General features: G+C 62.5%; 16 protein-coding genes. 12 read left to right on the top strand and 4 right to left on the bottom strand.

Annotated elements, in window-relative coordinates; genetic code table 11:
* From ABIA96_RS33225 to ABIA96_RS33255, 7 genes are all read left to right on the top strand, one after another.
* Positions 1 to 291, top strand: a 291-nt coding sequence (locus ABIA96_RS33225; RefSeq protein WP_354141139.1) for a cupin domain-containing protein, incomplete at its 5' end; no start/stop codon positions are given.
* Between the two features lie 182 nt (positions 292 to 473).
* Positions 474 to 1,478 carry a Gfo/Idh/MocA family oxidoreductase gene (locus tag ABIA96_RS33230; protein WP_354141140.1) on the top strand — a complete coding sequence of 335 codons (1,005 nt, stop codon included), beginning with the start codon at positions 474 to 476 and terminating at the stop codon, positions 1,476 to 1,478.
* A 42-nt stretch (positions 1,479 to 1,520) separates the two neighbouring features.
* The gene (locus tag ABIA96_RS33235; RefSeq protein WP_502918870.1) at positions 1,521 to 2,672 is read left to right on the top strand and encodes a DegT/DnrJ/EryC1/StrS family aminotransferase; all 1,152 of its coding nucleotides are present in this window, start codon (positions 1,521 to 1,523) and stop codon (positions 2,670 to 2,672) included.
* Between the two features lie 47 nt (positions 2,673 to 2,719).
* Positions 2,720 to 4,246, top strand: a complete 1,527-nt coding sequence (gene murJ, locus ABIA96_RS33240; protein ID WP_354141142.1) for a murein biosynthesis integral membrane protein MurJ — start codon at positions 2,720 to 2,722, stop codon at positions 4,244 to 4,246.
* A 116-nt stretch (positions 4,247 to 4,362) separates the two neighbouring features.
* Positions 4,363 to 4,599 (top strand): hypothetical protein, encoded by a 237-nt coding sequence (locus ABIA96_RS33245; protein ID WP_354141143.1) that lies wholly within the window; start codon positions 4,363 to 4,365, stop codon positions 4,597 to 4,599.
* A 464-nt stretch (positions 4,600 to 5,063) separates the two neighbouring features.
* The gene (locus tag ABIA96_RS33250; protein WP_354141144.1) at positions 5,064 to 9,644 is read left to right on the top strand and encodes an Ig-like domain-containing protein; all 4,581 of its coding nucleotides are present in this window, start codon (positions 5,064 to 5,066) and stop codon (positions 9,642 to 9,644) included.
* A gap of 585 nt (positions 9,645 to 10,229) precedes the next feature.
* Positions 10,230 to 10,628, top strand: a complete 399-nt coding sequence (locus ABIA96_RS33255) for a DUF1127 domain-containing protein (RefSeq protein WP_354141145.1) — start codon at positions 10,230 to 10,232, stop codon at positions 10,626 to 10,628.
* 102 nt (positions 10,629 to 10,730) lie between these two features.
* Here ABIA96_RS33255 and ABIA96_RS33260 read toward each other — a convergent pair whose 3' ends face one another.
* Complete coding sequence (locus ABIA96_RS33260; protein ID WP_354141146.1) at positions 10,731 to 11,681, bottom strand: class I SAM-dependent methyltransferase; 951 nt, start codon at positions 11,679 to 11,681, stop codon at positions 10,731 to 10,733.
* Here ABIA96_RS33260 and ABIA96_RS33265 point away from each other — a divergent pair.
* Both ABIA96_RS33265 and ABIA96_RS33270 read left to right on the top strand, forming a co-directional pair.
* A complete protein-coding gene (locus ABIA96_RS33265) occupies positions 11,622 to 12,662 on the top strand; it encodes a glycosyltransferase family 2 protein (RefSeq protein WP_354141147.1) in 1,041 nt (346 codons plus the stop codon). The two genes, ABIA96_RS33260 and ABIA96_RS33265, sit on opposite strands and share 60 nt — an antisense overlap.
* Positions 12,662 to 13,261, top strand: coding sequence for a class I SAM-dependent methyltransferase (locus tag ABIA96_RS33270; RefSeq protein ID WP_354141148.1), 600 nt, complete (start codon positions 12,662 to 12,664; stop codon positions 13,259 to 13,261). Before ABIA96_RS33265 ends, ABIA96_RS33270 begins: the two co-directional genes overlap by 1 nt.
* 15 nt (positions 13,262 to 13,276) lie before the next feature.
* Here the strand turns inward: ABIA96_RS33270 and ABIA96_RS33275 are convergent, their stop codons facing one another.
* Positions 13,277 to 14,794 carry a glycosyltransferase family protein gene (locus ABIA96_RS33275; protein WP_354141149.1) on the bottom strand — a complete coding sequence of 506 codons (1,518 nt, stop codon included), beginning with the start codon at positions 14,792 to 14,794 and terminating at the stop codon, positions 13,277 to 13,279.
* Positions 14,795 to 15,087: 293 nt separating this feature from the next.
* Here ABIA96_RS33275 and ABIA96_RS33280 point away from each other — a divergent pair, with 293 nt between their 5' ends.
* The 3 genes from ABIA96_RS33280 (at position 15,088) to ABIA96_RS33290 (ending at position 19,473) form a co-directional block, all read left to right on the top strand.
* Complete coding sequence (locus ABIA96_RS33280; protein WP_354141150.1) at positions 15,088 to 17,397, top strand: xanthine dehydrogenase family protein molybdopterin-binding subunit; 2,310 nt, start codon at positions 15,088 to 15,090, stop codon at positions 17,395 to 17,397.
* A 96-nt stretch (positions 17,398 to 17,493) separates the two neighbouring features.
* Positions 17,494 to 17,943 carry a cytochrome c gene (locus tag ABIA96_RS33285; RefSeq protein ID WP_354141151.1) on the top strand — a complete coding sequence of 150 codons (450 nt, stop codon included), beginning with the start codon at positions 17,494 to 17,496 and terminating at the stop codon, positions 17,941 to 17,943.
* A gap of 246 nt (positions 17,944 to 18,189) precedes the next feature.
* Positions 18,190 to 19,473, top strand: coding sequence for a cystathionine gamma-synthase family protein (locus tag ABIA96_RS33290; protein WP_354141152.1), 1,284 nt, complete (start codon positions 18,190 to 18,192; stop codon positions 19,471 to 19,473).
* Between the two features lie 7 nt (positions 19,474 to 19,480).
* On the opposite strand, the gene ABIA96_RS33295 is transcribed toward ABIA96_RS33290, so the two are convergent.
* Together ABIA96_RS33295 and ABIA96_RS33300 are read right to left on the bottom strand one after the other, a co-directional pair.
* Positions 19,481 to 19,870, bottom strand: a complete 390-nt coding sequence (locus ABIA96_RS33295; RefSeq protein ID WP_354141153.1) for a VF_A0006 family four-cysteine protein — start codon at positions 19,868 to 19,870, stop codon at positions 19,481 to 19,483.
* A gap of 279 nt (positions 19,871 to 20,149) precedes the next feature.
* Positions 20,150 to 20,569 carry a CHRD domain-containing protein gene (locus tag ABIA96_RS33300; RefSeq protein WP_354141154.1) on the bottom strand — a complete coding sequence of 140 codons (420 nt, stop codon included), beginning with the start codon at positions 20,567 to 20,569 and terminating at the stop codon, positions 20,150 to 20,152.
* Positions 20,570 to 20,694: the final 125 nt, after the last annotated feature.

The following is a 20,694-nucleotide window of genomic DNA, read 5'->3' on the forward strand; positions in this document are numbered from 1 at the left end:
GAGCGCCACCAGGTCAAGCGCATCGTGGTGAAACCGGGCGGGCGGCTGTCGCTGCAGAAGCATCATCACCGCGCCGAGCACTGGATCGTGGTCCGGGGCGCAGCCCGCGTCACCGTCAACGAGACCGTGAAGACGGTGCACGAGAACGAGTCGATCTACATCCCGATGGGCGCGGTCCACCGGATGGAGAACCCCGGCAAGATCATGCTGGAACTGATCGAGGTCCAGACCGGCTCCTATCTCGGGGAAGACGACATCATCCGGATTGAAGACGACTATCAAAGGTCGTAACCAACCAACTCCGAATCATGGGATCCGAGCCTGAAAAGTCCACATTGGGCGGCTTAAGGCCCGGAGAACATGTAATTTTTTGAATCAAATCGTGTCCGGGCAGTTTTGCCGGCATTCGCCACAAATGTGGCACCCGTGCTAGAAGCGGCCCGGGGATTTGCGTTGAATCGGGGTTCGATCAGATGAGTTCCAAAGGATCACAACCGGCAAAGGCCGGCTTGCGCGTCGGCGTCATCGGCGCCGGCGTGATGGGCAGCAACCATGCGCGCGTGCTCAGTGGTCTGCCCGGCGTCAGCCTAGTCGGCGTGGTCGATCCGTCGCCGACGCATCGTACGCGTGCGATGGAACTTGCCAATTGCGCGAGCTTCGAGACGCTCGACCAGCTCTTCGCCGAAGGCGTCGATGCCGTCACCATCGCTGCGCCGACCCATCTGCATCACGAGGTCGCGCTCGCCTGTATCGCCAAGAACATCCACGTCCTGGTCGAGAAGCCGATCGCATCCACGGTGGAAGAAGGTCGCGAGATCGTCAGCGCCGCGCAAAAAGCCGGCGTCACGCTGATGGTCGGCCATGTCGAGCGCTTCAATCCGGCGGTTGCCGCCGTCAAGCAGGCCATTGCGGGCGAAGACATTCTCTCGATTGCGATCACACGCGTCGGTCCGTTCCCGCCGCGCATGTCCAATGTCGGTGTCGTCATTGATCTGGCCGTGCACGACATCGATTTAATCCGCTGGTTCACCGAATCCGACATCGTCGAAGTGCAGCCGCAGCTGTCGAGCGCGGTCGCCGAGCGTGAGGACATCGCGCTGTTGCAGTTCCGCACCGCCAACGGCGTGCTCGCCCACATCAACACCAACTGGCTGACGCCGTTCAAGGCGCGCAGCGTCACCGTCGCGACCCGCGGCAAATATGTGATGGGCGATCTACTCACGCGCCAGGTCACCGAATGCTTCGGTTTCAAGCCTGACGGCAGCTATTCGATGCGGCATCTGCCGGTCGGCCATGACGAGCCGCTGCGCGCCGAGCTGATCGCGTTCCTCAAGGCCGTTGGTAGCGGCGAGACGCCGGCGGTCACGGGCGATGAAGGCGTCGCCAGCCTCGAGATCGCGACGCAGTGCCTCGAAACGCCGTCGCGGCCCGCGGCCAAGGCGCCCGCCCGCACGGGCCCGCGCCGCGTCGCCGGCTAAACCCTTTCCATGTCGACCACGCAAGGCGCCAAGAACCAGGCCATGAACCAGCATCTGCGTTCCGAACCCATTCCCTTCATCGATGTTGCATCGCAGCGTCGCCGGCTCGGCGACACGCTCGATGCCGCCGTCAAGCGCGTTCTCGACCATTGCCAGTTCGTGAATGGTCCTGAGGTTGCTGAGCTCGAAAAGCAACTCGCGGCCTATTGCGGCGCCAAGCACGTTATCGGCTGCGCCAGCGGCACCGATGCGCTTCTCATGGTGTTGATGGCGAAGAACGTCGGTCCCGGCGATGCGGTGTTGTGTCCGTCGTTCACCTTCATCGCAACCGCGTCGCCGGCTGCACGGATGGGCGCGACGCCTGTTTATGTCGACGTCGATGAAGCCACCTTCAACTTGAGCCCGGAGTCGCTGAAGCGCGGCATCGCGGCCGCCCGCAAGGCCGGCTTGAGGCCTGTTGCGGTCATTCCGGTCGATCTGTTCGGGCAGCCCGCGGATCACGACGCCATTGCCGAGATCGCAAAGGCCGAGGGCCTGTTCGTGATCGATGACGCCGCGCAAGGTTTTGGCGCAAGCTACAAGGGGCGCAAGCTCGGCACCTTCGGGCTCGCCACCACAACCAGCTTCTTCCCGGCAAAACCGCTCGGCTGCTTCGGGGACGGCGGCGCGGTCTTCACCGATGACGACGAACTGGCCGCCACGCTACGCAGCATCCGCGTGCACGGGCAGGGCGTCGACAAATACGACAACGTCCGCCTCGGCCTGACCGGCCGGATCGACACCATGCAGGCCGCGATCCTGATCGAGAAGCTGAAGATCTTTGACGATGAGATCGCCGCCCGCAACAAGGTCGCCGAGCGCTACGCGCGCGGCCTGTCCAACGTCGTGACCGTGCCGCGTCTCAGCCCCGGCAATACCTCAGTCTGGGCGCAGTACACGATCCGCCTGCCTGAGGGGACCGACCGCGACGGCTTTGCCGCCGCGCTGAAGGCCCAGGGCGTGCCGACCGCGATCTATTACGGCAAGTCGATGCATCAGCAGACCGCCTACAGGCAGTATCCGGTCGCCGAGGGCGGCCTGCCGGGCTGCGAGAGCCTGTCGCAGGACGTCATCAGCCTGCCGATGCACCCTTACCTGACTGAAGCCGACCAGGAGCGAATCATCGCTGCCGTGCGCGGCGCGCTTTCGGCCTGATCTGCCCTGATTTTGCAGCGAGCCCTCTCTTCCTCTAGAAGAGACGCATGCTCGGACGCATCTTCACGGTCGGTGGTTACACGCTGCTCTCGCGGCTGACGGGATTTGCCCGCGACATCATGCTCGCGGCGATCCTCGGCGCCGGCCCCGTGGCCGACGCCTTTTTCGTGGCGCTGCGTCTGCCCAACCATTTCCGCGCGATCTTTGCCGAAGGCGCCTTCAACGCCGCCTGGGTGCCGGCCTATGCCCATGTCCATGGCGAGCGCGGGGAGGGGGCAGCACGGCTGTTCGCCGACCGCATCTTCACGCTGCTCTTGGCCTCGCAGGTGGTGCTGCTGATCGTCGCCTGGCTGTTCATGCCGCAGGCCATGAGCATCCTGGCGCCCGGCTTCAGCGAGGACGCGGAGCAGCGCACGCTCGCGATCGAGCTGACCCGGATCACCTTTCCCTATTTGCTGCTGATCACGCTGGTGACGCTCTATGGCGGCATGCTCAACGTGATGCAGCGCTTTGCCAGTGCTGCGGCCGCGTCGATCTTCCTCAACGTCGCGATGATGATGACGCTGGCGCTTGCTGCCTGGTTTCCGACCGCGGGCCACGCAGCCGCCTGGGGCGTTCTGATTTCGGGCTTCCTGCAGTATTTCCTGCTCGCCGGCGATCTCGCCCGCCATGGCGGCCTGCCGCGCTTTGCTCCGCTCAAACTCGACGAAGACGTCCGGGCCTTCTTCAGGGCACTGGGACCAGCGACATTGGGCTCGATGGGCACGCAGGTCGCGCTGTTCGCCGACACCATCATCGCGACCTTCCTGCCCGCGGGCGCGCTGTCGGCGCTCTACTATGCCGACCGCCTCAATCAACTGCCGATCGGCGTCATCGGCATCGCCATCGGCACGGTGCTGCTGCCGGAGATGTCGCGGCGGATCACGGCCAACGATCATGACGGCGCGATGAAGGCGCAACGCCGCGCTTTCGACTTCACGCTGCTGTTCTCGGTGCCGTTCGTCGCGGCCTTCCTCACCGTGCCCGACGAGATCATGCGCGCGCTGTTCGCCCGCGGCGCGTTCTCCAAGGCCGATGCCGCCGCCGCCGGTGCGACGCTCGCGGCCTATGCCATCGGTCTGATCCCCTTCGTGCTGATCCGCAGCGCAGTCGCGACGTTCTATGCGCGTAAGGACACCGCGACGCCGGTGCGTGCCTCGCTGTCGGGCATCGCGGTCAACGTCGCGCTAAAGCTGGCCTTGATGGGATCGCTCGCCCAGATCGGCCTCGCGCTGGCGACCGCCGTCGGGGTCTGGACCAATCTGCTGCTGGTTCTCTTCTTCGCCGTGCGGCGCGGCTTTCTCGAGCTCGACCGGGCTTGGTTGTTGTCGCTCGCCAAATTCCTGCTGACTGGAATGATTCTCGCCGTCGCCTTCTGGCTGATCGCACGATTCAGCGGTTCTTCGCTGGGCGCGATGCACTTCCGGGACGAGGTGACGCTGGTCCTATTGGCCGTCGGGGGCACCATCGTCTATGCGCTCGCGATCCTTGTGCTGTTCGGCCGGACTTGGCTGGTCTCGCTGGTGCGCAACTAGTTTTGTGACTTCAGTGGCTCCCTCCGTCATTCCGGGGCCCGAGCCTAGCAAGGTCTGAATTCATCATCACCGGCTATCGGTTTTGGACGCGCCGCTTGGTGGCCGCGCGGTCAATCATGAGTGAATGGCGCGACGGCGCTCGAACTCAGATCGCAAGGCCGTTCTGGCCTGCTGGCATCTTCTTTCAGCATCTTTCTGGAATGCTTGATCTGGTGGACGTCAACGTTTGGTGCTTACGCCGCCCTTTCGTCGGGCACTCCGCGTTCGATTGCGCGCAGGATCATGAAATGCTCCAGCGCGATGGCGAGCCGGATCGTTTTCTCGCTGCAGCTACAAGCTTCGTCATCGATTGAAAGCAGACGTTTGGTGAGCGCTGATGACCGAAATGGCTATTGAGTTCTCAGCACACCGCGTCTCATGTGATTGAATGAGGTACCTCCTCCGAGCCATTGGCTCGATAGGTGAACTCGGCGAGTATCCAGACAAAATCGCAGTTCGTCGCGTCTCGGATTCAGCGAGTCGGGGCTTTCTGTTATCAGCAGTTTTGAAGAGGCCGAGCGGACCGCGGCAGCGGCGCGCCTGGATCTCTATTGCCGCACTCCGGAGAGGAATTCATGCGGACGTCAAGTACCCGTCGTTCCGAGACTGCAGCAATAGTCGTCCTGAAACCTGCTCTCTCGACCAACAGGCACCGCGATCTCCCACACTTGGCCTGTCCCGTCCGCCTTCTGGAGTCGCCGCAGCGACGAATGGAAAGATCAGCGCACCTTGATGAAAAAGGTTGCGCGCGTCGAACCGCAAGGGAGGGCTGACGATCATGACCACGACTCCGAGCCACATTGTCGTCCTTTCCCTGGAAAACGAGAACTACTCGGACATCGTAGGTAGTCCCCAGGCGCCTTACCTGAACTCGCTGATCGCTCAGGGGATGCTGCTCACCAACTTCTACGGTGTGACTCATCCGAGCCAACCCAATTACATTGCCCTGTTTTCCGGCTCGACGCAGGGCGTCACCACCAACGGCGCCGTTCCCCAGCTTCCGGCCAGCGTACCGACGCTGGCGAGCACGCTCGCTGCCAGCGGGTACACCTTCGGCGGTTACGCCGAAACCAATGCGGATCCCGAACGCCAGCCTTGGAGCCACTTCGCCAATTCGGCCAACACCGCTCACGACTTCAGCGCTTTTCCTCAGACCGCGGCCGGCTTTGCCAACCTTCCGACCGTCTCCTTTGTTTCGCCCAACGACGCCGACAACATGACGCCGACGAGCGACAACGGCGGCGGGATTCCGGCGGGCGACGCCTGGGTCCAGGCCAATCTCTCCGCCTACGCGGCCTGGGCGCAGGCCAACAATTCGCTGCTGATCGTCACCTTCGACGAAAACAACACCAATCCAGCGGTGAGCTACCCCAATCACGTTGCGGCGATCGTCGTCGGCGCAAGCATCCCGGCCGGGACCGTCAACGATTCTCCGGCTGATCACTATTCCCTGCTTGCCACGATCGAAAGCCTTTATGGTGCTGCGGCGATCGGCGCCAGCGCCGGCGTGCCCACGCTCAACTTCTATTCGTCGACGCCACCGACGTCGTCCGCCTCGGTCACCCTGTCATTTTCCGGAGTGTCCGATCCGTCCAACACTCCGCCCCAAAATGCGTTGGCGGTAGGGCCGAATTACATTTTCACCGCGGAGACCACTCATTACGCGATAACCGACCTCAGCGGCAATCCAATCGTATCCAACGGATCATTGTATAGCTTGTTCTCGCCGCTTGGCGTCACGCTCGACAACAACCTTCTCGACGCGCGCGCCGCCTATGACAGTTCGACCGGCCACTACGTGGTCGTCGCCACTAATTTTCAACCGGGAGTCGGGAACTTCGCCACCAATATCGATATCGCCGTGTCGATAGATAGCAATCCGAGCGACGGCTGGTATTTGGCTTCGATCGACACGTCCAACGGCGCCACGACCCAATCGGACATGCCCTATCTGTCGGTCAGCAACGGCAAAATCTACATCTCCACGCCCGAGTTTCTGGACGCGGGAGGCGGCTACAACAACGGCGAATTCGTCGTCAACGAAAGCAGCGTCATAGCCGCTGCAAACACCGCGATCACGCCTGATGCCAGCACTAGCGTGCCTGGGATCGGCGGCATCATGCGCAATATCGCCTGCGACAACGGGGTGACCTACTATTTGAGCGCCTATTCGACCGCCAGGGAGACCGCGCTCACATATCAAACCTACGATCCGACGCACGGCTTCAGCGGGACCCAAACGCTCTTCCTTGGCGACGCCGATGTGGGCGGAAGCGGCCACACCGCTGCGCAGTTGGGCACGACGAAGACGCTGGACATTGGCGACGGGCGCATCCAGGGCCTTGCCTACACCTCCTCCGGAGGACACAACTACGTCTACGGCGTGAGCGAAGCCATGCCGAGTGCGGGGGGGCTCGCGCAAATCGAGTGGTTCAAGCTCGATGTCACCGATCCCACGAATCCGCAATATGTCATCGGGAACGTCATTTCCGGCGCGTCCATCGGCACGGGTGTCGCCGTGTTCACCCCTTCGATTGCGGTCGACCAGAACGGCGACGTGCTCATCAATTTCTCGGCCTCCGGGCCGAACATATACCCTTCCGACTATTATACGGTGCTCGGCGCCGGCGCTTCCGACTTCACCACGCCGACGCTTTACCAGGCGAGCAGTACGTATTTCGATTCCGGTGCTCTGAACGACCAGCGCTGGGGCACCTATTCGACCGCTATCGCCGATCCGAACAACCCGAACGGGTTCTGGATATCGAATGAATATGTCGCCAACGGATGGTGGCAAACGGCAGTAGCTCAGGTCAGCGTCCATCCGGATACGACGGCGCCGGTCCCGCCGACCGGTCTGTCGCTCGACGCGACGACCGACAGCGGTATGATCGGCGATGGCATCACCGGCTTTGCGCACGTCAAGATCGACGGCACAGCCGAGCGCGGCAGCGCGGTGACGGTGTACGATAGCAACGGCACGACCGTGCTCGGCACGGGCACTGCGGATCTGACGACTGGTGCGTTCAGTATTACGACATCGGCGCTAGCCGAGGGCACGCACAATATCACCGCGAAAGCGACCGATGCTTGGGGGAATACGAGCACTTCGTCTGCCGTCCTTGCCGTTACGATGGACACCACCATACCGACGGGCGGTGCGCCTGATCTGATCGCGGCGTCCGACACAGGTTCATCGAGCACTGACAACATCACCAACCAGACGGCGCCGACGTTCCAGGTGGCGCTCGGTGCAAGCGTGCAGGCGGGCGATACTGTCGAGTTGAAGCTTGGTGGAATATCACTGACGCATCCCGTGCTGCATACCATCACGGCAGGTGAGGTCACGGCTGGTTCTGTGCAGTTAACCGTGACAGCCGGCGATCTGGGCGCGGACGGCACGAAGTCGATCACCGCGGTCTTCGCCGATGCAGCCGGAAATTCATCGACTGCCCCTGCGCTGGCATTCACGCTCGACACCACGGCGCCGACGGGCGGCGCGCCCGATCTCATCGCGGCGTGCGATACCGGTTCGTCGAGCACGGATAATATCACCAAGGATACCGCGCCGACGTTCCAGGTGGCGCTCGATCCAACCGTGCAGGCAGGCGATACGGTGGAGTTGAAACTTAATGGAGCATCGCTGACGCATCCCGTTCTGCACACCATCACCGCAGGCGAGGTCGTGGCCGGCTCCGTGCAGTTGACCGTGACGGCCGGCGATCTTGGCGTGGACGGCACGAAGTCGATCACCGCGAGCTTTGCCGATGTGGCCGGAAATTCATCAACTACGGTGGCGCTGGCAATCACACTCGACACTACGATCGCGACCCCGACTGTGGCATTGACCAACGATAGCGGCAGCTCAAACACCGACCACATTACCGGGAACGCCGCGCTGACCGTCAGCACGGCAGCCGGTGATGTCAGCCGCAGTTACTCAGTGGATGGCGGGCCGCTGGCGGCGACCTACATCGCTCCGACAGTCGACGGCAACCACACCGTGGTGGTGACCGACACCGACATCGCCGGCAACACCGCTAATGCCAGCATTGCCTTCACGCTGGACCAACCGGTGGTGACGGCGGTATCAGCGAACGTTGCCGCGAAGGCAGGTCAATCGTTTGCGATCTCAAGCCTCTTCGGAGCAAGCGATTCCGACGGCGATGCTCTGACCTATCTGATCTATGACGGCACCACGACAGCCGGTCATGGCCATTGGGTGGTGGACGGGACGGTGGTGCCGCAGGCCACGCCCTATTGGGTGTCGCAGGCGCAGCTCGCACACACGTCGTTCGTGGCCGGGGCAATGGACACTTCCGACGATATCCGGATGGTCGCCTATGACGGCCACGTTTATTCCGGCGATGGGGTCTGGACCAAAGCGCTGGTCAACGTGGCGAATTCCGCGCCGGTGATGACCTTGCCGGACGGCGCCAATGTGGCGGCGGCTCCCGGCTCATCGCTGGCGGCCAACGGCCTGTTCGGCGCCACCGATGCTGATGGCGATGCGCTGAGCTATCTGATCTACGACGGCACGACGACGGCCGGTCACGGCCATTGGGTGGTGAACGGCAACGTCGTGCCGCAGGCGACCCCCACTTGGGTGACGCAAGCGCAGCTCGCACAGACGACGTTCGTGACGGGAACGATCGGCGTCACCGACGATGTCCGCATGATCGCGTATGACGGGCAAGCCTATTCGGGCGGCGGGGTGTGGGCCAAGGTGAGCGTGCTCGCGGCGGATTCTCTGCCGCAGATGACCTTGCCGAGCGGAAGCAGCGTGTCGACGACCGCTGGCCATGCGCTCTCAATCAGCAGCCTGTTCAGCGCCACCGATGCCGATGGGGATATGCTGAGCTATCTGGTCTATGACGGCACAACGACGGCCGGTCATGGCCATTTCGAGGTAAATGGGACCGTGGTGCCGCAGACGACCCCGTTCTGGGTCACGCAGGCCCAGCTCTCACAAACAACGTTTGTGGCGGGAGCCGCGGGCAGTTCCGATGATGTTCGTATGATCGCCTATGACGGCCACGCCTATTCTGGCAATGGGATTTGGTCCAAAGTACAGGTCAACGCCGGAACGAGCGCCGCGCCGGCCGCGTTGAATGTTGTCAGCAGCGCCGGGTCGAGCGACTCCTTCGATTTTAGTCGCCTGCACAGTTCGCCGACAGCGTCAACAACCGCGGACACGTTCCAGCTTGTCGACCCAACCGCCCCCGGTGCATTCAATTTCGATACGCTCGATGGGCATCAGGGAGTATTGGCGAGCGCCGTCCACGACGACGCGGCAGCGCTTTCCGTGCATCCAATTGGCAGTCTGGGCGGGGTTCCCAGCGATTGGCATCTCATGTAAAATGGGATTTCCGGGGGCAAGGAGCATCACAAGGCTTTTGTGAGATTGCAAAAGCCCGTTCGATCGTGGACAGATGCAAGTTGCTCCATCGGGCGCCTTTTTGCATGATGTAGCAATGAGTGTGACGCCCTGCGGCCATAGGCAGCACGTCGAAGATACAAACGTGACAAGCCTGAGAGATTATCTGGTCACCGCGACTTGAGCGGGCATTCCATCGCGGGCGGCATCGCCATCGGCACGGTGCTGCTGCCGGAGATGTCGCGCGGCGGATCACGGCCAACGATCATGACGGCGCGATTTCGTTGGTGCGCAACTAAATTAAGGTGCGAGCGGGTGCTCGCCTCCAGGGTGCAATCGACATCCGCACATCTCTTGATTTTGCGCAATTGCCGTGGTATGAGTGCTCCATGATTAAATCGTCGCGCAAAGTCAACTTCTCGCACATGACCCGCTTCGGCTGGGCCGTGGAAGGAGTCGTGCGCTAGCAATTCGACGACGACATCTTTTCCACCAGGCCCCGCCGGCATCGGACGGGGCCTTTTTGTTTGGCCACGCTCCCTGCCGGCACAACAGCAGGAGCATGCGATGCCACCTCAACTGACGAACATGTCACCCGGGATTGAGGGCGCAGCCGCAAGGCGCGGCCTCAACCTCTCCATCGTGCAGGCGAAGGACGCGATCGACCAGGCTTTGGCAGCACGCCTCAAGGCGTCCGCTGCAGCGCTGGACGACACTTTGCCGGACAAGGATGCTGCCGGTCCACCGGCCGCATCGACGCGAAGCATCCTGGGCATTCTCAGGCAATATTGGCTCGCGTTTCTGGAACGGCGCCAGAACCGACAGCTAACCTTGCAGGACCTGAGTGACAGGGAACTGATGGATATCGGTCTGACGCGCGGCGAGATCGACCACCTCACGCCTCAGCGAGCGATCGATACGCTGAGAGACAGCACGTGGTATCTATTGAGCCGCGGTGGGATGTAAATGATCAACTGCGAGCGTGGACGTGCATTCTGAGAGCAAGCGGCGGTCAGTCACGGCGGCTGCTTGTTCTCACGTGCTGTGGTTCGTCGTATAGCCGCAGCATCAAACCTTGCGCGCGGTGGCGACGTATTGCGCCCCCAGGGGCAACCAGCCGAGTTTGTTCTCAAACGGCCGCAGCCGGGCAAGGGCGCGAGGAAAAAACAGATTGTACTGGATGCGCGATGAAGCCCAGCCGGCGGCTTGCAGCCGCTTCGCCAGATCTCGGGCGAAAATCAGCCTGGCGTTCTCGTCGAACGGACAAGTATTCACAGCATGCACCGTGAGTGGGTTCAGCGGATTATGCTCGAAAATGGCAATCAGGCCGCCCGGCCGCGTGACGCGATGCAATTCCCGCAACCACGTCAGGTGCTCGCGGTGCGGGATATGGTGGAACACGCAGGCTGAAAACGCCACGTCGAAGCTGTCGGCCTCGACCGGAATCCGGTTGTTCTCGATCAGCACGCAACTGCCGGCTTCGGGGTACCGCTGCCGGCCCAATGCGAGGCTGCGTTCGCTGACATCGGACGAGGTCAGCGCCGCCTCAGGAAAATAACGCCGGAAATACGGAATCGAATTGCCGATCCCGGAACCGAAATCGCAAATCCTGTTCACCTCGATGCCGGCGCGATCGACGATCTCCCGGAACGCCTTGATCTTGTACTCCGCGAAATATTCCGGGCCCTCGCCGGTCACCGCGATGTTCTCGCGATGCTGGTCCTCATAGGCGTCGGCGAAGCGATCGAATTCGGCCTTGTCCATACGGCGATCCAGCGATCCGGCGTTTTGATTGAATATCGGTATTGGCCTGCCCGAATCATGCATCAGGCGATCTAAAAATTGATGAACAATTAACCGGACTTCGCCGAATATCGGCGGCAGGAATCGGACCGATTCACCCTCTGACAGGCTGGCTGATAGATGGACCTTCAGGACGAGACGCCGCGCCCTGGAAAGATGTTCCTGTCGATCGTTGTGCCCTGCTACAACGAGGAAGAGGGCCTGCGCGAATTCCACCGCCAGATGGTTGCGGCGGCGCGCGCGCTGTGCGGCGCAAAGTTCGAGCTGATTTTGGTCGATGACGGATCGACGGACAACACCTGGAAGATCATCAACGAACTTCTGGCGGAGGACCGCAACGTCGTCGCGGTCCGGCTCGCGCGAAATCATGGCCATCAACTGGCGCTCACCGCCGGACTTTCGACCGTGCGCGGCGACCTCGTGCTTGTCATCGACGCCGACCTGCAGGACCCGCCGGAACTCCTGACGCCGATGTACGAGATGATGGCGCGCGAAGGCGCCGACGTCGTCTACGGCATGCGGCGAAGCCGCGCCGGCGAAACCCGTTTCAAGAAGCAATCGGCGGAAGCGTTCTACCGCCTGCTCGCCAAAGTCACGCGCGTCCATATTCCCGTCGACACCGGCGATTTCCGCCTGATGAGCCGACGGATCTCCGACCAGCTCGTGCAGATGCCGGAGCATGACCGCTTCATCCGCGGCATGGTGGCATGGCTCGGCTACAAGCAGGTTGCCTACGAATACGACCGCCATCCGCGATTCGCCGGCACCACCAAATATCCGCTGGTGAAGATGATCGGTTTTGCTGCCGACGCGCTGATCAGTTTTTCGATGGTGCCGTTGCGGATCGCGACCTATGTCGGCGCCCTGTTGACGACTCTGCTGACCTTTGTCGGTATCGCGGCGGTGATTGGCTGGGTGTTCTCCGGCACCGTGCCCGGCTGGACCAGCTTGACGCTCTTGGTCGTCATGATCTCCTCTGTGCAGCTCCTCGTGCTTGGGCTGATGGGCGAATACATAGGCCGCATCTATATCCAGTCGAAGAACCGCCCGCTGTTCTTGATCTCGCATATCCACCGCCGCGGCCGGCTGCCGCACGGTGCGGACCCGGCAACCGATCTGGAGCGGGCGCCGTTCAGGACCTTGCTCGCGCAATCCGGGCCGGAGGCGCGGACACAGCTTCACGACGAGGTGCCCTGATGAAGGCCATCCTCAACCATCCCGTGCTCTATCAGGTCTACCAGAACGCCGGCGGTTTTTTCGGCGCGCGGGTCAAGGCGATCGCGGATTATCTCACGCTGCGGCCGGGCATGCGGGTGATCGATATCGGCTGCGGGCCCGGCTACATTCTGCGTCATCTGCCCGATGGAATCGACTATACCGGCTTCGACATCGACCAAGCCTATATCGCATATGCGCAGCGTGCATTCGGCCATCTCGGTATCTTCCACTGTCGCCATTTCGATGCCGCTGCCGCGCAGGAATTTGCCGGCGCCGACGTCGTCATGATGAATGGCGTGCTGCATCACGTCGCCGACGCGGATCTGAAAACCACGCTTGTCGATATCAGGGACGTGCTCAAGGCGGACGGCGTGCTGTTCACGCTCGACGGCTGCTATAGCGAGGGGCAGTCGCGCATCGCAAGATGGCTGCTGGACAATGACCGCGGCGAATTCGTCAGGGATCACGCCGGCTACGATCAGGTGCTGCGCGGCGCTTTCGGCAAGGTAAATCTCGCGATCCGCGACGATTATTCGCGTGTGCCCTACACGTTCATTATCGGCGTCTCGCGGAAATAGCGCCGGCCGGAAGGACTAGTCGTTCCGCTGCAGCAGGTCGATTCCTTCCACCGAACGCACCAGCGTATAGGGTTTAAGCAACACTGACAGCTCGGCGTCGGCGCGCGCCCAATCGCCCCATCCGTCGCGAAGATTATCGACCAGCACGATATCCGGCGGCATCTTTCGGAAATCCTGGATCAGCCAGTTGCGCTCCAGCGCCAGATAATCCTTCAACCTCGCGTCGGTCGCCGCATCGACACGAGTCTTCTCGCGCGTCAGCCGCACGAATTCGCGGATCCACAGATTCTCCTGCCGGGACACCCAGGTGCCGCCGATGTCGCGCACCAGCGGATGGCCGATGGCGGCCTCGCCGCTCAGCACCAGGATCCGGGGATGTGGCTTGAGGGCGGCGACCGCTTCCGCAACAGGCCCGACATAGACATTGCCGTTGAACCATTGCGCGCCGAACAAATAGGTCGCGGCCAGGACCAGCGGCGCCGCCAGGCCAAAGCGGCGGCGCGATGGCGCCTCGTACTCGACCAGCAACGCGTATCCCATCGCGAGCATGGCGACCGCCACCATCGGATAGGAATGATAGGCCCAGCCGCGCCGCTGCAGGAAAAACGAGATCGCAAATCCGCTCGCGGACAGAACGGCCGCGAGCAGCAGCGAGTCGGGCGTTCGTTCCCATGTCGTCAACAGCACCGACAGCATCGCGATGGCGAAGAGCAGCGAGGCCGCATTCAGGAAGATGACGGAGAGCGGCATCGACCAGGACAGATACGTGTCGCGCACCAGCGGATAGGTCACCGTGAAATATTCGGGATAGAGGAGGTAGGTGCCGACACTGATGGCGGCGACCAGCACCCCCGCGATGATGTTTTCCGGTGCAAACAACACAAGCCACGAACGCGCGCGAACGGCGCTCGCCAGGATGCACAACCCCACCGGCACAGCGAAGAACGGCTTGAAGGCGAGCGTGATCCCGGCTCCCAAGCCGGCAATCAGGATCGCCCACAGCGGAACCGAAAGGCGATCGCTGCGCAACGCATAAACCGCGAGCGCGGGCAGGAAGGTCAGCGCTGCTATATGTTCGCGCTGGCCGAACACGTGCATCGGCAAGATGGTGACGACGGCCACGGCCCAGATCGCAAATGGTCCCCAGTTCGCCTGAGCCCATGCCGGCGACAGCCGCACGATCCGCGACACGGCATAGAGCGAAGCCATCGCCAGCAGCAGAAGCTGAGCATCGATGACGTGTCGCGGATCGATGCCGAGCAGGCGGCCCAGCGCAACGCCGGGCAGATAGGCAAACGCCGCCATCGGCGGATTGATCTCGATGATATCGCGATAAAGATGCTGGCCGTCCAGCATACGCTCGCCGACCACGAGCAGCCAGCTGACATCGGTATTGAGCGGAACGATCTGCCGCATCAGGATCGCGAGCCCAAACACGGCGCCGATCAGCAGCCAGGGCATCGGGGCCGGCCGCTCGCGGTCGTGCGGGCTGACGCGCGCCTGGCGGGAAGCGTCTCCGATCTCAGAACTCATCTCCGAACTCATCTCCGAACTTATGGGCCTATCCTGCGAGGAAGCGCACCCACGCTAACCGAGGTGCGTTAACGAGTGGCTTTCGGGCAAGATGCGGCCCGGTCGCCCGAAGACCTCTATGGCAATTTGAGGGCCTGATTGAACGGACGCAGGGCGTGGAAAGCCCGCGCAGGCACGGCGCTGCACGATCTCTACGCATGGCATTTACGGACGACAAATTGCTAAAGCCATTTGCGCTCCCCCTCGTTCCACGGCAATATGCCGGCAAAACAACCATAGGACGGGAAAAAAGAATGGCGGCTCCCATCAAGTTCGGCGTTGGCCAAAGCGTGTTGCGCAAGGAGGACGACGCGCTGATCCGCGGCAAGGGCCGCTATACCGACGATTATGCGCCGCAGGCTGCTTTGCGCTGCCTGATGCTGCGCTCGCCGCATGCGCATGCCAAGTTCACCATCGATGCGGGCCGCGCCCGTGCGCTTCCCGGCGTTGCGCTGGTTCTGACCGCCGCCGATGTCGCGGATCTCGGCAACCTGCCATGCCTGTTCAATCTCGAGACCGATCCCTTCACCGGCCCGCCTTACCCGATCCTCGCCAAGGACGAGGTGCGGCATGTCGGCGATTCCATCGCTTTCGTCGTTGCTGAGACCATCGACCAGGCTCGCGACGCGATCGAGGCGATCGACGTCAAATGGAGCCCGCTGCCGTCGGTGACCGGCGTCGTCAACGCCATCAAGAAGGGCGCGCCGCAGGTCTGGCCGGACAAGGCCGGCAATGTGTTGTTCGATGTTTCGATCGGCGATAAGGCCGCGACTGAAGCAGCGTTTGCCAAGGCGCATACGGTCGCCGAGATCTCTATCGTCAATCCGCGCGTGGTCGCTAGCTTCATGGAGACGCGTGCGGCGGTCTGCGAGTACGACGCCAAGAACGATCATCTGACGCTGACAATCGGCAGCCAGGGCAGCCACCGGTTGCGCGACATCCTCTGCCAGAACGTGCTCAACATCCCGACCGACAAGATGCGCGTGATCTGCCCTGACGTCGGCGGCGGCTTTGGCACGAAGCTGTTTCCCTATCGTGAATACGCCCTGGTGGCGGTCGCAGCGCGTAAGTTGAAGAAAGCGGTGAAATGGGCGGCCGACCGCTCCGAGCATTTCCTGGGCGACGCGCAGGGTCGCGACAACGTCACCACCGCGAAGATGGCGCTGGCTGAGGACGGCAAGTTCCTGGCGATGGATTGCGACCTGATGGGCGACATGGGCGCCTATCTCTCGACCTTCGGGCCCTACATCCCGCATGGCGGCGCCGGCATGCTGCCGGGCCTCTACGACATCCAGGCCTTCCACTGTCGCGTGCGGACCATCTTCACCAACAGCGTGCCGGTCGATGCCTATCGTGGCGCGGGCCGGCCTGAGGCGGCCTATGTCATCGAGCGGCTTGTAGATGCCTGCGCGCGAAAACTCGACACGACGCCGGACGCGATCCGCCGCAAGAATTTCATCCAGCCGAAGGCGTTGCCCTACAAGACCGCAACCGGCAAGGTTTACGATTCCGGCGACTTCGCCGCACATCTCAAGCGCGCGATGGAGATCGGCGACTGGAAGGAATTTTCCAAGCGCGCCAAGGCGGCCAAGAAGAATGGCCTGATCCGCGGCATTGGGCTTGCGAGCTATGTCGAGGTCTGCGGCACGATGGGCGAGGAGACCGCCAATGTGCGGATGGACCCCAATGGTGACATCACCGTCCTGATCGGCACGCAGTCGAGCGGGCAGGGCCACCAGACCGCCTACGCGCAGATCGTCGCCGAGCAGTTCGGCGTTGCGCCTGAGCGCGTGCACGTCCACCAGGGCGATACCGCCATGATCGCCACGGGCCTCGGCACCGGCGGCTCGGCCTCGATTCCCTCAGGCGGCGTCAGCGTCGAGCGCGCCACGCGCGATCTCGGCCAGAAGCTCAAGGAGATCGCGGCGCAGGCGCTGGAAGCCAGCGCCGGCGACCTCGAGATATCGGAAGGCGTGGTGCGCATCGCCGGCACCGATCGTTCGATTTCGTTCGCCGATCTCGCCAACCGGCCTGGCGCAGATCCTTCGAAGCTGAATGCGAGCGCCACCTTCGCCAGTGCCGACGGCACCTATCCCAACGGCACGCATGTTGCGGAAGTCGAGATCGATCCGGCCACCGGCATCATCAAGATCGTCAATTACGTGATCGTCGACGATTTCGGCAAGACGCTCAATCCGCTGCTTTTGGCGGGCCAGGTGCATGGCGGCGCCATGCAGGGCATCGGCCAGGCGCTGATGGAGCAGGTGGTCTACGGCGCGGGCGACGGCCAACTCATTACCGCAACCTTCATGGACTATGCGCTGCCGCGCGCAGCCGACGGCCCGTCCTTCGTGTTCGAGACCAACAACATTCCCTGCACCACCAACCCGATGGGCGTGAAGGGAGCGGGCGAGGCTGGCGCGATCGGCTCGTGTCCAGCCGTCGTCAACGCCATCGTCGACGGGCTTTGGCGCGAATACAAGATCGACCACATCGACATGCCGGCGACACCAGAACGTGTTTGGATCGCGATCAACGAGCACCATCGCCGCCACAGCCTGTAAAGCGTGGCGCCTGCGGCGGGAATAATCGCCCGCCGCCGGGTTCTAACCATGAATGATCCTCCCCCAAGCCGACTCGCCAGCCGGAGAAACACGCCGATGAAACGTACATTGATTGTTGCGGGCTCCCTGCTTCTGGGTGCGGGCGCCGTGATGGCGCAGCAGGACATTGCCGTGCAGCAGGACAATCTGATGCGCTCGCAGGCCAAAAGCCTCTACACCGTCATTCTGAAGATGACCAAGGGCGATATCCCCTACAACCAGAAGGCCGTCGACGAGGCGATCGCCAATCTCGAGACCGACGTCGCCAAGATCGCGAAGACGTTCGAGGTCAATCCCAAGCAGGACGTGGTCAACGCGACCTACGGGGCGTCGCCAAAAGTCTGGCAGAACAAGGCCGATTTCGACTCCAAAATCCCGCCAGTGCAAAAGGCGATCGCGGACGTCAAGGGCAAGATCACCAATGTGGCGAGCCTCAAGGCCGCCTACACGGCGGTCAACGACCGCTGCACCGACTGTCACGAGACGTATCGGCTGAAGCTGAAGTAGCAGTTGCAGTTCGTAGCCCGGATGGAGCGCAGCGAATTCCGGGTGAGCTGTCGACGCGGATAGGCCTGTCCCGGATTGCGCTTCGCTCCATCCAGGCTACGGCAACTCATCAGCAATTTCTTCTCCCATGGCCTGACGGATCGCCGTTAGAACGACTATGTTTGCTCGCGCCGTCGCGGCGTTGATGCCTCACGATGTCAGAGTTTCGACGCGCGGCGGCGATCTCAGGCAACAGCGAGACAGGCCATGGCAAAACCGTTTCCGTCAAAAACCCATATCGGCAACCATATGCTGCATCCGGAAACGCTGATGCTGACCTATGGCTACGATCCGCAGCTGTCGGAAGGCGCCATCAAGCCGCCGGTGTTTTTGACGTCGACCTTCGTGTTCAAGACAGCCGAAGACGGGCAGGACTTTTTCGACTACGTCGCCGGGCGCCGCGAGCCGCCGGAGGGCATGGGTGCTGGCCTCGTCTATTCGCGCTTCAACCACCCCAACAGTGAGATCGTCGAGGACAGGCTCGCGGTCTACGAGCGCACCGAGAGCTGCGCCCTGTTCTCATCCGGCATGGCGGCGATCTCGACTGCGATTCTGGCCTTCGTCCGCCCCGGCGACGTGATCTTGCACTCCCAGCCGCTCTATGGCGGCACGGAAACGCTGTTGACCAACACGCTGGCACGGCTCTCGATTGGCGCAGTCGGCTTTGCCGACGGCATCGACGAAGCGGCGGTCAACCAGGCCGCGGAGGAGGCGATGCGCAAGGGGCGGGTTTCGATGATCCTGATCGAGACCCCAGCCAACCCGACGAACGGCCTGGTCGACATCGCGTTGATGCGCCGCGTCGCCGACACCATCGGAAAGGCCCAGGGCCACACGCCGATCATCGCTTGCGACAACACGCTGCTCGGTCCCGTGTTTCAGCGGCCGATCGAGCAAGGCGCCGACCTCTCGCTGTACTCGCTGACCAAATATGTCGGCGGCCATTCCGACCTGATTGCGGGTGCCGCGCTCGGCACCAAGGCGATCATGAAGGGCGTCAAGGCGCTGCGCGGCGCCATCGGCACCCAGCTCGATCCGCATTCCTGCTGGATGATCAACCGCTCGCTCGAGACCTTGAGCCTGCGCATGGAGAAGGCGAACAGTAACGCGCTTCTCGTGGCCGACTATCTGCGCGACCACGCCAAGGTGGCCAAGGTGCACTATCTCGGTCATCACGAGGAGACCTCGCCGGCCGGACGAGTGTTCGCGCGGCAATGCCTCGGCGCGGGATCGACATTCTCGTTCGACATCGTCGGCGGCCAGGCGGCGGCGGAGAAATTTCTCAACGGCTTGCAGATCTTCAAGCTCGCGGTCAGCCTTGGCGGAACGGAATCGCTGGCAAGCCTGCCCGCGACGATGACCCATTCCGGCGTCCCCGCCGACATCCGCCGCAAGATCGGCGTGCTCGATTGCACGATCCGGCTGTCGATCGGCATTGAAAATCCGTCGGACCTGATCGCGGATCTCGAGCATGCACTGAGCGCGGCCTGAACGCTACTCAAAGCGGATTGGACGTGCGGCATGCCGACATGATGGCCGCAGCAGCCTCGTTGCTCTGCGCGCCCGAGAGCTGCCGCACGAGGCAGACATAATAGCCTTTGCTGGACGCATTCAGCAGGGAGTCGCCATTGACCACGAGCCAGTTGCAGGCCGAGCGGATATACTGGACCGCAAGCGGCGATCTCGTATCGCGGATGGCGGACAGCTCGCATTGAGCCTGCCTTTCCATGTCGGTTTGCGCGACGACCGGTCCAGAGAATGCAAGAACCGTGGCGGCAACGACAACGCCCGCGAGACGATGCAATGGTGTAAGAGCAGGCTTCCGGCAGGTCCCCAGGTGCGATAATTTATCTGAGAAGGCGGGATCATTCGCGTCGGGAGTGGTCATGTTGCGCCCCTTTCTCTGGAGGCGATCATAAAGCGTCAGATCGACGGGACAATGGCCGGTGTCATCATGCAGCCAAGGTCCTGATGACCGAGTCTTCCCGGCTGTCGCAGCTTCGCGCGCGCGTCGTCGAGCGGGCCCGGGGCCCTTACGCCCACACGAGGTGATCCTCAGGAGCCATCAGGTCGCTGTGAGCAAGCGTCCAGCCTGACACGCTCCGCCGGAATCGAAAAGGCCGAACGCTGCTGCGCCCGGCCTTCGCCGAAAAAGTTGCTGTGAAACTTACTTGGTCACCTGGCCGCGGATTTCGCCACCCGGATTGGCCGCGGTGTGAATGTTGACGTAGAGCTTGCCGGCGAGCAGGTCGGCGGCCTGCGCGTCGGTCAGCGTCGCCGAGCCTTCGGCCGGGCTGTTGGCGGCACCCGGGATCGGCACTGCGACGCCGGCGTTCTTGCCGGTCTCGGCCGGGCCGTGGAAATGCGCGGCGGTGGCGGGACCGGAGAGGCCGGAATAAGTCAGCTTCCAGGACAGCTTCTTGGTGGCGGCGTCATAGTCGAGATCGGCCTTGCCGGTGCCGCTGCTGGTGGTGGCGGGGACTTCGGACTTGCCGTCCAGCGTCGCCTTGAGTTTCTCCGCGCTGGCCGAGCCTGCGAACGCGACGGCGGCTCCGAGCGCCAGCGTGGCAAAAAGCGCTTTGTTCATGGGTCTCTCCCTGTTGACGCCTGATTGCTGTCAACTTGCAAACAGTGCGGTTCCGACTTTATTCCCGGATTCCGATCAAACCATCTAAATTATTCGTGGCTGGAGCGGCTGCGGGATGATCCGTA

This window comes from Bradyrhizobium sp. LB11.1, assembly GCF_040549385.1.
Lineage (GTDB): Bacteria > Pseudomonadota > Alphaproteobacteria > Rhizobiales > Xanthobacteraceae > Bradyrhizobium.

Excerpts from the sequence above, each read along its gene's own strand:
- ABIA96_RS33255 (WP_354141145.1), top strand. The coding sequence starts at position 10,230 with ATGCCACCTCAACTGACGAACATGTCACCCGGGATTGAGGGCGCAGCC.
- murJ (WP_354141142.1), top strand. The coding sequence starts at position 2,720 with ATGCTCGGACGCATCTTCACGGTCGGTGGTTACACGCTGCTCTCGCGG.
- ABIA96_RS33290 (WP_354141152.1), top strand. The coding sequence starts at position 18,190 with ATGGCAAAACCGTTTCCGTCAAAAACCCATATCGGCAACCATATGCTG.
- ABIA96_RS33295 (WP_354141153.1), bottom strand. The coding sequence starts at position 19,870 with ATGACCACTCCCGACGCGAATGATCCCGCCTTCTCAGATAAATTATCG.
- ABIA96_RS33250 (WP_354141144.1), top strand. The coding sequence starts at position 5,064 with ATGACCACGACTCCGAGCCACATTGTCGTCCTTTCCCTGGAAAACGAG.
- ABIA96_RS33280 (WP_354141150.1), top strand. The coding sequence starts at position 15,088 with ATGGCGGCTCCCATCAAGTTCGGCGTTGGCCAAAGCGTGTTGCGCAAG.
- ABIA96_RS33275 (WP_354141149.1), bottom strand. The coding sequence starts at position 14,794 with ATGAGTTCTGAGATCGGAGACGCTTCCCGCCAGGCGCGCGTCAGCCCG.
- ABIA96_RS33265 (WP_354141147.1), top strand. The coding sequence starts at position 11,622 with ATGTTCCTGTCGATCGTTGTGCCCTGCTACAACGAGGAAGAGGGCCTG.
- ABIA96_RS33230 (WP_354141140.1), top strand. The coding sequence starts at position 474 with ATGAGTTCCAAAGGATCACAACCGGCAAAGGCCGGCTTGCGCGTCGGC.
- ABIA96_RS33270 (WP_354141148.1), top strand. The coding sequence starts at position 12,662 with ATGAAGGCCATCCTCAACCATCCCGTGCTCTATCAGGTCTACCAGAAC.
- ABIA96_RS33300 (WP_354141154.1), bottom strand. The coding sequence starts at position 20,569 with ATGAACAAAGCGCTTTTTGCCACGCTGGCGCTCGGAGCCGCCGTCGCG.
- ABIA96_RS33285 (WP_354141151.1), top strand. The coding sequence starts at position 17,494 with ATGAAACGTACATTGATTGTTGCGGGCTCCCTGCTTCTGGGTGCGGGC.
- ABIA96_RS33245 (WP_354141143.1), top strand. The coding sequence starts at position 4,363 with ATGAGTGAATGGCGCGACGGCGCTCGAACTCAGATCGCAAGGCCGTTC.
- ABIA96_RS33235 (WP_502918870.1), top strand. The coding sequence starts at position 1,521 with ATGAACCAGCATCTGCGTTCCGAACCCATTCCCTTCATCGATGTTGCA.